This window comes from Proteus sp. CD3 (genome assembly GCF_008808075.1).
GTDB classification, from domain to species: domain Bacteria; phylum Pseudomonadota; class Gammaproteobacteria; order Enterobacterales; family Enterobacteriaceae; genus Proteus; species Proteus appendicitidis.
Genome location: NZ_CP019686.1, coordinates 3074961 through 3090852 on the forward strand (window position 1 = coordinate 3074961; position 15892 = coordinate 3090852).

Sequence of the window (15892 nt, forward strand, 5' to 3'; positions counted from 1 at the left end):
TGAGTTTTTTATCGTTATAATGCTTGTTCTTCTATTTGAAAAACGGCCACATTATCCATCAATACCTGCGCTTTCTCGTCTAACATCATCATTGAAGATGCGCCATTATCCACTAAAGAGGCGTTTTGTTGCACAACCGTATCCATCTGATTAATCGCTACCGCAATTTGTTCAATGCCAACCCGTTGCTCTTCTGAAGCAAGACTTATCCCTTGCATAATCTTATTTACTTTTGCAATTGAAGAAACGATCTCTTGCATGTGTTTTCCCGTTTTATTCACGAGAGCGGTTCCTTCAGCGACATCTTTTATAGATGCTTTTAATATCTGACTGATCTCTTTTGCGGCATCTGCACTTTTAGCCGCTAAATTTCGTACTTCCACCGCAACAACGGTAAAACCTCGCCCTTGTTCCCCAGCTCTTGCAGCTTCTACCGCAGCATTTAGCGCTAAAATATTCGTTTGGCTCGCAAGATTATTAATCACTTCGTTAATCTCACCCACTTTTAACGCACCTTGCTCTATTTTTTTCATCGATGAGATAGCTTCTTTCATTACACTCGCACCATCTATAACGATGTCATTAGATTGATTAATAATCTCATTGGCTTCTTGGGTATTTTCAGTGTTATTGGCTACAGCGGTTCTAATCTCTTCCATACTGGCTGCGGTTTGTTGCAATGCGCTAGCTTGCTCTTCAGTACGGGCAGAGAGTTCCTGATTACCTGATGAAATTTCAGAAGCTCCCCGTTTTATCTCTAATGTTTCTCTTTTTACAGTAAGAATGGTAGAGGTTAACGCTTTTTGCATATCACTAACATGTAAAAATAACTCACCAAATTCATCTTTTTTTATTTTAGGTAAAGCGAAAACTAATTCCCCTTTACCAACTTTATTTAACATATTAGACAATACATTAAGGTTATAAATAAAGGTTTTGTTTATCCAACGAATAACAAAATATAAAATAATAAATAGAATTAATAATGAGATGAGCGTGGAGTAAATAGAAAGCTGAACCATAGTATCTTGTCTATTTCTGAGTCCAGCACTGTTTTTAGCTTTAATATAAACATAGTTATCAAATAAATGATCTAATCTATCAAAGTCATTGGCAAATTCTGTATCTTTTATATGTATTGCGTCTAAACCATTTGACGCAATCAAAAGTCTATCAATTAAACTATAAAATAACTTTGCTATTTCATCCGCACTTTTTTGTGCTTCTACTGTGACTTTTTTTTCTTTTACCCATATATCCATTGCACGTTTAGCACTTACCGCAATCTTTTTATTTTTCTCAATAATTTCAGCACTTTTAGCATTTGTCTCTGCTGTATCTTGCATCAAAAAGTTCACATTAGAACGCATCGTTGCTAATTGATAACGTGCCATCAATACATCGGTGTAACGTGTTAACAATGTTTCCACTTGGGTGAAATTATTTTTCATTTTGTAGATGAAAAATGTAGATAATACAGAAGATAAAATAAAAATTAATAACAGTGCAGAGGAGCCTATTTTAGCACTTCGTTTAATACTCATAATTAAAAAGCCTATATGTAAATAGCGATAAATTTTATTTCTTATCGACCAAGTTAATTTTTTTATTTAATTATTATTGATACATATAAGTTAATAATTTTTATTTGAAAATTTTTATTCTATAAATAATCACTAATCATATTTTAAATAATTTACGCTTTATTCTTATTTTATAAAATAATGCAACCGATAGTGTTAATAATAAATAAGCTATTTTTTATCAATCACACATTACTTTATTGAGTAGTCAATATCTGCTGATGTTTTCATAGATTATTCATACACTCCATTATTCACAAAAGAATAAATAGCTTTATTTTCAATAAGTAACAACCATACTATCTCATTTTGAGAACAATGATATAATATGCGCAATGACCTTAAAAACTCTGATGATTTACGGAGCTTAACTTTTTATGCAACCCCAATTTGAAAACGCGAAAAACACCGTAAAAACGTTATCAGTGTTTGATTTTGATGGCACGCTAACCTATCACGACAGTTTTATTCCTTTTCTAAAATTTGCCTTTGGTAAACGTAAATTCTCACGCCGTTTAATTAAAATGGTATTACCGACATTACGTTGCTTTAGACGCAAGCTCACGCGTGATGAGCTAAAAGAAGTGCTGATAAAAACCTTCCTAACCAATATAGAAGAGCAATGGTTAAAAGAAAAAGCCGAAGCATTTTGTCAGCTTTACTGGGTTAAATTAATGCGCCCTACTGGCTTGTTAGCCGTTGCAGAAGAAGTAAATAACAATGCTGAAGTGACAATTTGCTCTGCATCACCAGCAATGGTATTACAACCATTTGCTGAGCGCTTAGGGATTAAATTAATTGGTACAACACTCGAAGTGGTTGATGGAAAGCTGACAGGCAAAATTATTGGTAATAACTGTCGTTGTGGTGAAAAAATAAAACGATTAGAAGCGGTATACGGTGACTTAACACAATACCATTTAAGAGCGTGGGGAGATTCTCGTGGCGATCATGAACTGCTTTTTGCTGCGCAAGATCCTCATTGGCGCCACTTTCATACGGGTCGTCGTAAATCTAAAAATTCACCCATCAAGATAGAAATAAAAAAATAATTTCCCTCGCAAAATAGAGCGCAAAAAAACCCTCGATTAACGAGGGTTTTTACGATGTACTAATGATATAGATATTAGATATTCACGCCGTGTTGTGATGCTAACGCACCTAAACCACCCGCAAAACCTTGACCTACAGCTTTAAATTTCCACTCTGTACCATGGCGATATAACTCACCAAAGATCATTGCAGTTTCTGTTGATGCATCTTCAGAAAGATCAAAGCGTGCAATTTCAGTATTATTGTCGTTGTTATAAACGCGCATAAAACTGTTGCTGACCATACCGAAGTTTTGTTTACGGCTTTCCGCTTCATAAATAGTGACTGCGAATACCAGTTTTTTCACTTCAGCAGGGACTTTTGATAGGGTGATTTTTACTTGCTCATCATCACCATCGCCTTCCCCAGTACGGTTATCTCCTTGGTGTTCAACGCTTCCACATTGACTCACTTTGTTATTAAAGAAGATAAAACTTGCATCTGAAAGTACTTTTCCATCTTCACCTACCATGAATACTGACGCATCTAAATCGAACTCTGCGCCATCAGTCACGCGGGCATCCCATCCTAGACCAACCATAGCAACCGACATTGTTGGTGCTTCTTTAGTCAGAGAAACATTACCACCTTTAACAAGGGAAACTGCCATATCAAAGCTCCTACTTTATTGAATAAACTGGCAATCACATCTTATGACTGCCAGTGGGTAGTATTTTACCAATCAGCTATCAAGAGGCATTAATACCGTATTGAGCACAAACTGAACCTAAACCACCCGCGTAACCTTGGCCTACTGCACGGAATTTCCACTCTGTACCGTGGCGATATAACTCACCAAATAACATTGCAGTTTCTGTTGATGCATCTTCCGTTAAGTCATAACGAGCAACTTCAATTTGGTTGTCATCATTAACTAAACGAATAAATGCACCCGATACTTGGCCAAAGCTTTGGCGGCGTGCTTGCGCATCATGGATTGTGACAACAAAGATCACCTTATCGACATCATTTGGGATCATGTCTAATTTGATTTTCAGCGCTTCATCATCACCATCGCCTTCACCTGTGCGGTTATCACCGGTATGAACGACAGAGCCATCAGCAGATCTTAAATTGTTATAAAAAATGAAATCGGCATCGCTACGCACTTTTCCATTTGCAGCTAACAGAAATACAGATGCATCTAAGTCAAAATCTTGACCATCTGTAGAACGGGCATCCCAACCAAGTCCGACAAGGACGTTTTTCATCGTTGGGGCTGCTTTGCTCAGAGAGACATTACCACCTTTAGAAAGAGAAACGCTCATTTTATAACCTCTTTAGTTTTGTTTTTAATATTCTGATTTTTCAAGAATATTTGTTAATTTGTCTTACCTTTATCATCTTTTTTCTCTGGGAATACAAAGCTTGCAATAATACCCAGAGCAAGAACACCTAGCACAACAAATAAGCTAGTTGTCGCGGAGATGCTGTATCCATGTTGCCAGATATGATCTGTTGCATTTAAACCTAGTTTTGCAGCAATAAAGAACAACAACACAATAACCGCTTTTTCAAGGTAAACCAGATACTGTTTTAACGCTTCTAACACGAAGTAGAGCGTACGTAAGCCTAAGATTGCAAACATCATTGCACTATAAACAATGAGGGGTTCACGGCTTACTGCGATAATAGCGGGAACCGAGTCGAAAGCAAACATCACATCGGAAAGCTCTACAACAGCCACACACAGCATAAGTGGTGTTGCATATAACGCGGCTTTTGTACCACGACCGATAGTAATTTCTTTGTTCTCTGGTTTTGCTAATTCAGCATCAACTTCTTTTTGTGTTAGTAAGAATGCATGCCCAGTAATTTTTGGCCATATAGGGAAAAATCGTTTTACTAAGCGATAAGCAAGATGTTGTGAATAGTCTTCAATCTCTTCACTATCATCACCGCTTTTCAGCATCATAACTGCTGTCCAAGCAACGATTAAGGCAAATACTATCTCAACATATGGTCCTAAACTTAACAGCCCTGTACCGATGGCAACAAAGATCCCACGGAAAACGATAGCACCGATGATCCCCCAATAAAGAACGCGGTGACGGAAGCGATCAGGTACGGCAAACCAAGAGAAAATCGCCATCATGACAAACAAGTTATCAACGGAGAGCACTTTCTCTAATGCATAACCTGTTACGAATAAGCTCGCAACTTCTGCACCATGGTGAACATAAAGGAATCCTGCGAATGCCATTGCAACGGCAACCCAGAATATAGACCAGAATATGGCATTCTTTAACGTTATCGGCTTATCTGCACGATGCATAAATAAGTCGATAAAAATAGCGCCAATCGCAAGTACAACAAAGACAATGACAGTTTCTGTCGGAAAACCAATATGTGTGGATACCATAATAATTCCTGAACGGTTCCCTATCTTAAATTAATTACAAACCAAATTCTGCGGGCTGAAAGCCTAATGCAATGGCAATAGCGCGCACCGCTTCTTTTTCATCATTGTCAAAATCACCATCACTTTTCGCAACAGCAATACCGACACGAATAGCTAATTGCGCAGCTTCTGGCTGATCTTTCATTGCCAGAATATACTTCATGGTTTCACCTTTACCGACTTCGGTATCGAATTCGAAACTCAGGATTAGCTTATTAAAGAATTCGATAACTTCAGAAGTATCAAAAACTTTAAGTTCATCTGATGCTTTTAAAAAACCAAGCATCTTCTGTTTTTCTTCAGAACTCACACCGTCACTAGCAATGGCGATTTGCGCGCAAACCGCAACAGTGCCTTGCATAAATTTTTTGTTTTTAAAGCGAGCAACTTGCTTGGTTAACTCAGAACGTCCTGTATTAAAACCTTCTTTTAATTTGTTAAAAAAACTCATGCTATTTTTCCTTATATCAACTTGATCACTTAGAACCCGCTGTCCAGCGAAATCCCCACCCGTAGGCATTATCCATATCGCGGTGGCCTTTAAAAAATTCATTGAGACGTTCAACTTTTATTGATCCGTTCTCGTTAACGAGTCGGGCTATCGCACACATATTGCGACCATTATTACCATCAGTTAAGCGAGTTTCGATAGGCGGTTGATCCGGCACATGAATGGTAACCACACCATCAGTCTTGCTCCAATTTGGTACGCCTTCATAAATAAACGCGAAAATCAGCACTTGCTTAATATTTTTCCATTCACGTCCATTTACAAAGATCCATTCACCACCAGCAACGTCTCCAGTACGATCATCACCTTGTAATTCAACATAAGGAATACGATTAAAATCACCAAATCCGTTTCCTAATGCTTGAATAACGGACTTATGTCCTTGCTGAAGTTCAACAAAAGCACCGATATCTAAATCAATACCTTTATTGCCACCGAACAACCCACCTAATAGCCCAGAACCGCCACTTTTGCTTTCACGATGCCAATCAAGGTTGATCCGAATTTTACCGAAGTCGTCTTTCTTCGTTAGGCTGATTGCCGGTTTCTCTTTAGTTAAAGAAACCTTACTTAAGTTCACCGAACTTGGCGCTGGTGCTGGTGCTGGTGCAGAGTCTGCAATATCAACACCAAAATGTTCAGCTAATGGCTTTAAACCACCGTTAAACCCTTGAGCGATAAAACGGAACTTCCAACTCCCATTACGACGATACAATTCACCTAAAATTAATGCCGCTTCAGGACGACCGTTAATATCAACATTACCGTTCGCCACAACTTCGTTATTAGCATCAACTTGAATTGATAATCGTTGTAAATTTGCGATAGTTTGTTGACCTTCACAAGTCGCTGTAAACGCAATTTTTTCAACATCTGGGCGCAAACGCGTTAGATCCACTGTGAAAGACGTGCTGTTTCCTGCTGTTGCATAAATAATGGTGCGATCATCATTAGCGGTCTGTCCATAAAACACCATATCGGTGTCGCCATTCACTTTACCTGATGCATAAAGTCTAAAAGCAGACACATCAACAGGCGCACCTGATTGAATTCTAATGATTAATGTTTGATTCGGAACAGGTACGTTCCCACCTGGAGTCATATTCATTTATCGCACCACCGTAGCCACAATATCAGGCATCATGTCGTTAATAACACGGCCTTTACAAGGCGCACCAAACGCAGTGAAATCCCATTGACCATGATTACGTTGTAAAGAAGCAATCACGATACCTGTATGAGAGCCTTGCTCTGTTAAGGTATAACGCACCAGCTCTTTATTCGTTGCTTTATCAACAACTCGACAGAATGCGTTTTCAACTTCATTAAATGTTTGTCCACGGAAACTGTTTACTGTGAATACCAAATATTCAACATTTGCCGATAAACGGGCTAAATCAACGAAAATTGTTTCATCATCACCATCGCCGTCACCTGTTAAGTTATCACCAGAGTGAATAACTGACTGACAGCTTGATTTTAATTTTCTAAACCAAATGGTATCGATTTGATTACCACTTGCGTCAAGCAATACGCAACTTGCATCTAAATCAATAGAACCACCGCCACCAAAAAGACTGCCTAATAATCCTTTTTTCTTAATCGGATCCCAGCCTAAACCAAACATTAAATGGCTCAGTGCAGGTGCTTGTTTACTGAGAGAAACTGTTTGATTCTTGCTTAATGAAACCATAATTAAATTCCTTCAGAGGTAGAGTGAAACAATAACGCCATTTGTGATTAATTCCATATCATGAAAATCATCATATCATGATGAAGTACATGAGCAAGACTATTTTTCTCACTCAAACTTAAAGTTTTGTCAACTTATTGATATTAATGATATTAAATTAAAATAAAATGTTAAAAACACAAAAAAATCACAATAATAACTTACGTAATTACACGATTTAAAAATTAACTCAAATAAATCATATTATGATTGACACAGTTCTGCGAAATCTTCATGATTATAGGCATTGAACCCTACACTTTTATTTCACGGTATACAGAGTAATGAATAACACAATTTGGTTTATGGAAGGTTTATCATCACAACGCGATATAATTCAAAGTGTTAAAGACTTTGCAAAACAGCAGCACCAAGAGATCGTTGTGCTCGCATCTCATCGTCATACTCGAAATGAGATTTTATCGCTTGCTGATGGGGCTTTTTATGAACCTCTTGAAGAGACATTACGCTTAAAATTTATCAATGATGTTGTAAAACAGCATCAAGTCAGTGCCATTCACACTGGTCGTAATAGCGCATGGTTTGAACGACACCGCCAAGAAATTGAGTCATTTGGGGTAAAATTAACAACTGGGGCAACACAACTTGAACAGCTTCAATTAGCTGATAATAAAGTTGCATTTGCACAAGCGATGGAACAATGTGGGCTTCCTGCAGTACCGTCTATTTACATTGAATCTATCGATGAATTAGAAACACATATAAAAGAGCCTCCTTTTGGCGAAATACCTTTATGTATTAAACCTGTAAAAGGGATTTACGGTATGGGTTTTTGGCGCTTTGATAATCAAGTTTCACCAATGGCACTGTTTAATCACCCAGAAAATCGCCAAGTCAATCCGCAACAATATCTTGATGCATTAAAGGCGGTTGAACGTTTTGAACCTTTAGTCTTAATGCCTTATTTACCCGGCCCTGAATACTCTGTTGATATGGTGGTAGAGCAAGGTGATGTTATTGCGGCTGTAGCTCGACGCAAAGAGGGTGCAATACAACATCTAGAAATCTCAGGCGAGGCTTATGAATTAGGTAAAGCGTGCGCAACAGCGATGAAAGCCGATGGGATTGTGAATGTGCAAACCCGCAATAATCATCAAGGTCGCCCACTCTTACTTGAAATTAATATGCGTCCTTCTGGTGGTATTGGTTATACCCAACATTGTGGAATTAATCTTGCAGGTATTTTTGCTTTACGCCAATTAGGATTAATGAGTATTGAAGAGGCGACAGCTCAAACCAACCATTTTACACCAACAAAAATACGCTCAATCACCGATTCTATTATTTTCAATTCAACGCTAACAAACTTAATCAGTACGGATAATAATTAATAATGAAAAATAGTATGAGTGACTCATCCGTTTATCGTCGCCTTCTTTCTTGTGGCACATTAAGTGTGACGCCAAATTGCTCTATTGAGTTACTTGATGAATTATTTGATATCGCAGAAAGACGCAATCCTAAGCGTGCATTTTTATTTGTCAGTAAAGTATTAGGTCGTCATATTCCAGTTTCACCGAAAAAAATGCGTGAAACCTACCAAAAACTTGCCCGTCAATTTCCTGACTCACTTGACGGCCCTGTTCTGTTTATTGGCATGGCAGAAACTGCGGTGGGTTTAGGTGCTGGCATTTTTGATGAAGTGAGAAATCGCTATCAACAAACCATTTATTTAACATCAACACGCCACCCTGTTGATAAAGGTGAGCTGCTGTGTGAGTTTAAAGAAAATCACAGCCACGCGACTGATCACTTACTCTATTTGCCTACAACAGCAGAGCAACGCCAATGGGTACAACAAGCAAAAACCGTTGTATTGATTGATGATGAAGCAACTACGGGTAACACCTTTATTAACCTGCTTTCAGCGCTACGTGAAGAAGGTGGATTAACCCATATTGAGCAGGTTATAGCGGTAACCTTAACCGATTGGAGTGGTGATTCTATCGCTGAGCGCTCCCCATTACCGATTAAGACCCTCTCTCTAGTTCAAGGGAAGTGGCAATGGGATGCCGATCCAAATGCGCCGTTACCTGTTATGCCTAATGTTAATATCACTGCATCAGGGGAAGTTGCTATCACGGGTAAACAGGGCTGGGGTCGATTAGGAATGACAACGCCCGCAAACGATCTGGGTTTATCCATCAATGCATCTTTAGGTGAAAAAATCCTTGTTTTAGGATCGGGAGAATTTGTTTGGGAGCCGTTCTTATTAGCTGAGCGGCTTGAAAAACAAGGTGCTATCGTAAAATATAGCTCAACAACACGTTCACCAATTTCAACTAATTTTGCCATTCAATCAGCAATCACATTTACTGATAATTATGGTTTAGGTATTCCTAACTTCGTCTATAACGTGGCACATCAACAATTTGATCGCATTTTGCTTTGTTGTGAAACACCCACCGAAAGTATTGATAGCCAACTGATTGAAGCCCTCAATAAAGTTGCACCTATTGTTGAGGTAATTAGTTATGACTAAGCCCGTTATTTTAACCGATCTCGATGACACTCTATTTCAAACACGTCGTAAGATGGTGGATGAATTAGCACTAGAACCCTATAAGACTGGCGCGCTAGATAGAAGCTTAGAACCCCGTAGCTTTATGACTCAAGAGCAAACCCTGCTTGTAGATTGGATGTTAGAGCATGCAGATTTAATTCCTGTTACCGCTCGTGGAACAGAAGAGATTAGCCGAGTCACTATTCCTTTTCATTCTTGGGCGATTACCACACATGGTGCGGTGATATTGACGCCTGAAGGCAACGCTGATGCCCAATGGCAACATCACATCACTCAAAGCTTAGCGCCCTATATACAGCGTTTGTTGACGCTACAACAATCAATTACGCAATTAATGGCAGAACGAAACATTAATGGTTGGGCACGAATTAACTATGAATACGGTGATTTGCCTATTTATTTAGTCATGAAGCATAACGATAGCACCCGATTAAGCGAGCTATACGCCATAGGTGATGAGATAGAAAAAATATTCTCAACCGAAGGTTTTTATATTCATCGCAACAGCAACAATATTGCTTGGTTACCAGAACCTATCGAAAAAGGCAAAGCGGTCACCTATTTGCTCAATAAATTAAAAGCTGAGCGAGGTGTTTTTCCTGTGATTGGGCTAGGTGATAGCCTAAGTGATCATCGCTTTATGAAATTATGCAGTTGGTATGGGCTTCCTCGTCAAAGCCAATTTGCAGATGCGATCAACACAAAAATTTTTGGAGAATAAACATGATGGATCATAAGCCTTTTTCAGGCTCTTATGTATCAGGGGATGTCGATTTCCTACTTCAACCGGTTAATATCGAAATGACGCCCGTTGAGTTAAAAGAAGAGCTGATACAATCGGGTAAACGCCACTATTCTGACATGCTAAGTCAAGAGCCAGAGCCAACAACATGGCATTTAGATCTCTTTGAAAAAGCACTAGAAACAGGTGCTACACGTTTAGCAACTGAAGTCATAATGTTGGCTAAATCACTGATTGAACGCTTTGGTGATACCCCAATTATCTTAACCAGCCTTGTTCGTGCTGGTGTTCCTTTAGGCGTCATGTTGCAACAAACATTGCGCAAAATGGGCAGAACCTCTTACCACTACGGCATTAGTATTATTCGAGATAGAGGCATCGATAGCGCAGCGCTTTCATGGATAGAGCAACGCCACGGCACAGAAGGTATTGTGTTTGTTGATGGGTGGACAGGAAAAGGCGCTATTACAGGTGAACTTATTCGTTCGTTATCAGGACGAAAAGGCTATCCAGCCCAGCCTCGTCTTGTCGTCCTCGCCGATCCTTGTGGTTGTGCATGGTTAAGTGCCAGCGATGAAGATTGGCTTATCCCATTTGGGATCATGGGAGCGCCTGTTTCAGGATTAATTTCACGTTCAATTTGGACTGAAAAAGGCTTTCACGGTTTTGTAGATTGCCAGCATTTAAAACAATATGAATGCAGTCGTTACCTTGTTGATACTGTCGGAAAAGTCGTTGATACATTAATCGATAATGATATTCCACTAGCCACATTTAAAGCACAACAATCAGACTTAAAAAAGCTGAGCGAAAACGTCGTTAGTTCACTTGCAAACAAATATGATATTTCAAATATCAATCGTATAAAACCCGGTATTGCTGAAGCCACACGCGCTGTTTTGCGCCGTGTACCTGACCATATTCTTGTCAGGGAAATAACCGATCCTGATGTGGCGTTACTTGTTTATCTTGCACAGGAAAAAAATATTGCTGTTATTGAAGCAGGGCAAGCGCTTGGTCAGTATCGTGCAGTGACTATCATTAAAAAGGTGAAATAATGATTGAACGATTATCCCCATGGAATTTAGGGGCAACGCTTTATATGCCCGCAACACGAACAGATATCGCGACGACAATTATCGACCAGAAAGTTGAAGGGTTACGCTCTTTAATTATCTGTTTAGAAGATGCCGTGAGTGATGCCGATATCCCTGTTGCGTTAGAAAACTTGGCAACCTTATTAAATACCTTAGCAGAGCACAAAAAAAACAGCGATTGTAGCCATTGGCCACTGCTGTTTATTCGCCCTCGCCACACTGAAATGGGTCAATGGATCACTGAAAACCTGGATATCAGTGCCATCGATGGTCTTGTTTTGCCTAAGTTTACACAAGTTTCTCTGCCAATTTGGTGGAGTATTATTGAAAACACGCATTTATGTATGATGCCAACACTTGAAACAGAAGAAGTGTTTGATGTTATTCAAATGACAGCGCTTGCAAACCACTTACTGACTCACCCTTGCCATAAAAGAATTATTGCATTGCGTATTGGTGGCAATGATTTAATGAATGTCATTTCGCTTAGACGTAATCGCCAATTAACACTTTATGATGGCCCAATGGGTTACGTGATAAAAATGTTAGTTGCTGTCTTTGGCGCTCGCCAATTTGCCCTCACAGCGCCTGTTTGTGAGCATATTGATGATCACCATATTATGGATAAAGAGCTGGCGCTTGATATTGCGAATGGTCTTGTCGGTAAAACAGCGATCCACCCAAAGCAAATTCATAAAATTGAACAAGCTCTTATGGTGTCTCAATCTGATCATTCAGATGCATTACGTATTTTAAATTCGACGCAAGCCGTTTTTAAATCACAAGGTGCAATGTGTGAACCCGCAACACATCGTCGCTGGGCATTAAGTATTTTAACCAGAGCTAAAATTTATGGCATTATTCCTAACCAACAAAATAATGCCCAACGTTTTAATGCAACATAAAATACTCTATAACTAGTGATGAATTTGATAAGATAAAATAATTATCTTATCTTGATTTTAATTTATAAGTTTCTAGTTAAAACATGTTATCTTTAACTAGAACTTATAAAAACAAGACTTACTTTTTTATTTGAAAAAATAAATTTTTTATTTCAATTATCAATTTATACTACATTTAATAGGAAGCTTATTTTATTTATCCTTGTCAACAGAGAACAAGAATAATAGAAATTATTGCTGAATATTTTAACACACGAATAACAAAACAAATGGTAACTAAGCATGCAATTAAGCACTCGTCAGGTCAGAGTCTTTACACTGGCAACCCTTTTAAGCTCAGGAAAAAAGGTTCCAACCATTAAGATTATTTCTGCTCTTGAATGCTCAGAGCCTACGTTAACTCGCGTATTAAAAGAGATAAGAGATTCTTATGGTGCTGAAATAAAATACAGCAAAGCCTCTCGCGCATATCAAATGACTGAACGAGGCCAACTCGATAGTAAAGCGTTACGCCGTATGCGTGAGGCATTATCCGCCAATGAAGATCTACGCCACAATGGAATGACAAGCCGAGTTTATCTCGATAAAGATAAAAAGAAATCTGTTTCACTTTCATTAAAAATGTCGGCATTACGCAAGATTGATAGATTATCTTATTTAAATAATTCCACACGTAGTGAAGCTGTTGAATTATTAGTTGATCACTATATTGAAAATTTAATTCAATCAACACTTGCTGAAATAGCAGAAAAAGAAAAAAAGAATTAAAAGTAAATAATATAAAGTAACTTAATATCTCAGTATCAAGTTACTTTATATAAAATAGAAAAACAGAAACAAAATAAAAAACATATAAAAACTTATTTTATAAAATTGATTCATATATTTATCCACTCACTTATTTTATTTTAAATCACTTCAAAAATAAAAAAATAATAATACATTAATGCTTTGAATTTATTGATTTTTATAATTATTACTATTTTTAGTTAAAAACGTATTTATACTTAATCATTATTAGCCATTCATTTGATATTACTCTTATTAAGATGATCCAATAAGATGTATTCTCTTTAATAAAAATAAAATAAAATCGCTTCATTACTCAATTCAAAGGGGGTAAATAGGTTAATTCTTCTTTTATTTTACTTTTCATACTATCTTCATTCGGATTAATAATATTGGACAATCATCACTGCGTTTTTCCTCTAATTTAATTAAACTAAGCATAATCTCAATTGAACACCTTCACGAGTCGGTTAGTATATTAATCGCTTATCTCTATCTCACTCACAGGATTAATGCATGAGAAGATTGCCAGTTTACCTTTTACTTGATACATCGACTTCCATGTATGGAGAGCCTATTGCAGCAGTAAAAAATGGCGTTGAAATGCTCTTATCAACACTACGCCAAGATCCTTACGCATTAGAAACGGCTTATATTTCTATCATCACCTTTGACTCAACCGCACAACAAGTTGTGCCACTCACTGATTTAATCAATTTTAAAGTACCTGATTTAGTCGCAAGTGGAACAACAGCATTAGGTTCTGCGCTCACTTTAGTTTCTAGTCGTATTGAAAAAGAAGTACAAAAAACGACGGCTGAAACAAAAGGCGATTGGCGTCCGTTAGTTTTTGTGATGACAGATGGCGCTCCCACAGACGATTGGAAAAAAGGTGTTGAGAAATTTAAAGCGGCACGCACTGGCGTTGTTATTGCGTGTGCAGCAGGACGAGCAGCACAAACTGATGTCCTAAAAAACATTACTGAAATTGTATTACAGCTAGATACTGCGGATGCCAATACCATTAAGTCATTCTTTAAGTGGGTTTCAGCCAGTATTTCTGTCGGTAGTCAAAAAGTCGATTTAACTAAGAAAGATGTTAGTGATCTTGATGACTTACCACCGCCACCTCCTGAGGTTAACGTTGTACTTTAAATAAAAAAGGAATGAATATGTCTGTTAGTTTAAAAAAAGGACAAGGTGTTAGTTTAAAGAAAAATGAATATGACCTTTCCTCTGTCACTATTGGTTTAGGTTGGGATATCAACGAAGAAAAACGCGGATTCCTTGGCGGGCTTTTTGGTAAAAAAAGCGAAGAATACGATTTAGATGTTATTGCTTTCTTATGTGGCGAAAACGGCAAAGTAAACGATTTAGGTACCATTGAAGGTGGACAACCCTCTCTCGTCAATGGCGATATTATTTTCTTTAATAGCCTACAACACAAATCAGGACAGATTTGGTTAACGGGTGATAACCGAACTGGCGCAGGTGATGGCGATGATGAACAGATCATCGTGAAATTAAACACACTTGATCCTAAATTTACCAAAATCGTCTTTATTGTTCAGATTTACAATGGTCGAGAACGACAACAACACTTTGGTAAAGTACAAAACGCCTTTATCCGTGCTGTTGATGCAAAAAATGTCGAAATGGCTCGTTTTGATTTATCGGGAGGCGAAGCCTTCAACAACCAACGTTCCATGCTGTTTGCTGAATTAGTCAGAGAAGAGAATGGCTGGAAACTTAACGCCATTGGGGAACCTTCAAGTTCAGATAGCTTTATTTCTTACTTAAAGGATTTCGCCTAATGAGAAGACTTCCTGTTTACTTGCTGATTGATACTTCAGGATCAATGAGAGGTGAATCTATTCATGCCGTTAACGTGGGGATACAAACAATGCTTAATGCATTGAGACAAGATCCTTACGCATTAGAAAGCGTGCATATCTCTATCATTACCTATGATAACGAAGCTCGTGAATTTATCCCATTAACTGCATTAGAAGATTTTCAATTCTCCGATATCACAGTGCCTAGCTCTGGCGGCACTTTCACGGGTGCTGCGCTGGAGTGTTTAATCAAGTGTGTCGATCGTGATATTAAGCGTTCCGATGGTGACCAAAAAGGTGATTGGCGCCCTCTCGTCTTTTTAATGACGGATGGCACACCTTCTGATGCTTATGCCTACGGTGAAGCGATTAAAGAAGTGAAAAAGCGCTCATTTGGTTCGATCATCGCTTGCGCTGTTGGTCCTAAAGCCAAACACGATCACCTTAAAGAGCTTACCTCTCAAGTGGTTGCTTTAGAAACGCTAGACTCTAATGCCTTCTCTGGCTTTTTTAAATGGGTTTCTGCCAGTGTCGCATCTGGCAGTTCAAGTGCAGGAGTGAATACGGATAAAGACACCCTACCGCCACCACCTCCTGAAATCCAACTGGTATTGTGATCCACAAAAGCAAAGCGCTTCAAAAGGCTTTGCTTTTATTTTA

At 38.3% G+C, this 15892-nt stretch carries 17 protein-coding genes; 10 read left to right on the forward strand and 7 right to left on the reverse strand.

Annotated features, from left to right (window positions below; all coding sequences use genetic code 11):
* Positions 1 to 14 precede the first annotated feature (14 nt).
* A complete protein-coding gene (locus tag BTA34_RS13745) occupies positions 15 to 1544 on the reverse strand; it encodes a methyl-accepting chemotaxis protein (RefSeq protein ID WP_151436046.1) in 1530 nt (509 codons plus the stop codon).
* Between the two features lie 416 nt (positions 1545 to 1960).
* Between BTA34_RS13745 and BTA34_RS13750 the strand changes: the two genes are divergently transcribed.
* Positions 1961 to 2635: an HAD family hydrolase gene (locus BTA34_RS13750; RefSeq protein WP_151436047.1), complete on the forward strand. Its 675-nt coding sequence runs from the start codon at positions 1961 to 1963 to the stop codon at positions 2633 to 2635.
* Between the two features lie 74 nt (positions 2636 to 2709).
* Here the strand turns inward: BTA34_RS13750 and BTA34_RS13755 are convergent, their stop codons facing one another.
* From BTA34_RS13755 to BTA34_RS13780, 6 genes are all read right to left on the reverse strand, one after another.
* Positions 2710 to 3285, reverse strand: a complete 576-nt coding sequence (locus BTA34_RS13755) for a TerD family protein (protein WP_151436048.1) — start codon at positions 3283 to 3285, stop codon at positions 2710 to 2712.
* A 79-nt stretch (positions 3286 to 3364) separates the two neighbouring features.
* Positions 3365 to 3943 (reverse strand): TerD family protein, encoded by a 579-nt coding sequence (locus BTA34_RS13760; RefSeq protein WP_006536043.1) that lies wholly within the window; start codon positions 3941 to 3943, stop codon positions 3365 to 3367.
* Between the two features lie 53 nt (positions 3944 to 3996).
* Complete coding sequence (locus tag BTA34_RS13765; RefSeq protein ID WP_151436049.1) at positions 3997 to 5037, reverse strand: TerC/Alx family metal homeostasis membrane protein; 1041 nt, start codon at positions 5035 to 5037, stop codon at positions 3997 to 3999.
* 34 nt (positions 5038 to 5071) lie between these two features.
* Positions 5072 to 5527, reverse strand: a complete 456-nt coding sequence (locus BTA34_RS13770) for a tellurite resistance TerB family protein (protein WP_151436050.1) — start codon at positions 5525 to 5527, stop codon at positions 5072 to 5074.
* Positions 5528 to 5552: 25 nt separating this feature from the next.
* Positions 5553 to 6695 (reverse strand): TerD family protein, encoded by a 1143-nt coding sequence (locus BTA34_RS13775; RefSeq protein ID WP_151436051.1) that lies wholly within the window; start codon positions 6693 to 6695, stop codon positions 5553 to 5555.
* Positions 6696 to 7280, reverse strand: coding sequence for a TerD family protein (locus BTA34_RS13780; protein WP_151436052.1), 585 nt, complete (start codon positions 7278 to 7280; stop codon positions 6696 to 6698).
* A 323-nt stretch (positions 7281 to 7603) separates the two neighbouring features.
* On the opposite strand from BTA34_RS13780, the gene BTA34_RS13785 reads away from it, so the two are divergent.
* The 9 genes from BTA34_RS13785 to BTA34_RS13825 all read left to right on the forward strand — a co-directional run bounded on the left by BTA34_RS13785 (position 7604) and on the right by BTA34_RS13825 (position 15849).
* Positions 7604 to 8671, forward strand: coding sequence for an ATP-grasp domain-containing protein (locus BTA34_RS13785; RefSeq protein ID WP_151436053.1), 1068 nt, complete (start codon positions 7604 to 7606; stop codon positions 8669 to 8671).
* A gap of 14 nt (positions 8672 to 8685) precedes the next feature.
* Complete coding sequence (locus tag BTA34_RS13790; protein WP_265576092.1) at positions 8686 to 9822, forward strand: phosphoribosyltransferase domain-containing protein; 1137 nt, start codon at positions 8686 to 8688, stop codon at positions 9820 to 9822.
* On the forward strand, positions 9815 to 10585 hold the full coding sequence (locus tag BTA34_RS13795) for a hypothetical protein (protein ID WP_151436055.1): 771 nt from the start codon (positions 9815 to 9817) through the stop codon (positions 10583 to 10585). Before BTA34_RS13790 ends, BTA34_RS13795 begins: the two co-directional genes overlap by 8 nt.
* Positions 10586 to 10587: 2 nt before the next feature.
* The gene (locus BTA34_RS13800) at positions 10588 to 11664 is read left to right on the forward strand and encodes a cysteine protease StiP family protein (protein ID WP_151436056.1); all 1077 of its coding nucleotides are present in this window, start codon (positions 10588 to 10590) and stop codon (positions 11662 to 11664) included.
* Positions 11664 to 12608 (forward strand): HpcH/HpaI aldolase/citrate lyase family protein, encoded by a 945-nt coding sequence (locus tag BTA34_RS13805; protein WP_151436057.1) that lies wholly within the window; start codon positions 11664 to 11666, stop codon positions 12606 to 12608. The genes BTA34_RS13800 and BTA34_RS13805 overlap by 1 nt, the downstream gene beginning before the upstream one ends.
* A 282-nt stretch (positions 12609 to 12890) precedes the next feature.
* Positions 12891 to 13376: a tellurium resistance protein TerW gene (locus BTA34_RS13810; RefSeq protein ID WP_151436058.1), complete on the forward strand. Its 486-nt coding sequence runs from the start codon at positions 12891 to 12893 to the stop codon at positions 13374 to 13376.
* Between the two features lie 537 nt (positions 13377 to 13913).
* Complete coding sequence (locus BTA34_RS13815) at positions 13914 to 14552, forward strand: vWA domain-containing protein (protein WP_151436059.1); 639 nt, start codon at positions 13914 to 13916, stop codon at positions 14550 to 14552.
* Between the two features lie 17 nt (positions 14553 to 14569).
* Positions 14570 to 15211: a TerD family protein gene (locus BTA34_RS13820; RefSeq protein WP_151436060.1), complete on the forward strand. Its 642-nt coding sequence runs from the start codon at positions 14570 to 14572 to the stop codon at positions 15209 to 15211.
* A complete protein-coding gene (locus BTA34_RS13825; protein ID WP_075672662.1) occupies positions 15211 to 15849 on the forward strand; it encodes a vWA domain-containing protein in 639 nt (212 codons plus the stop codon). The genes BTA34_RS13820 and BTA34_RS13825 overlap by 1 nt, the downstream gene beginning before the upstream one ends.
* Positions 15850 to 15892: the final 43 nt, after the last annotated feature.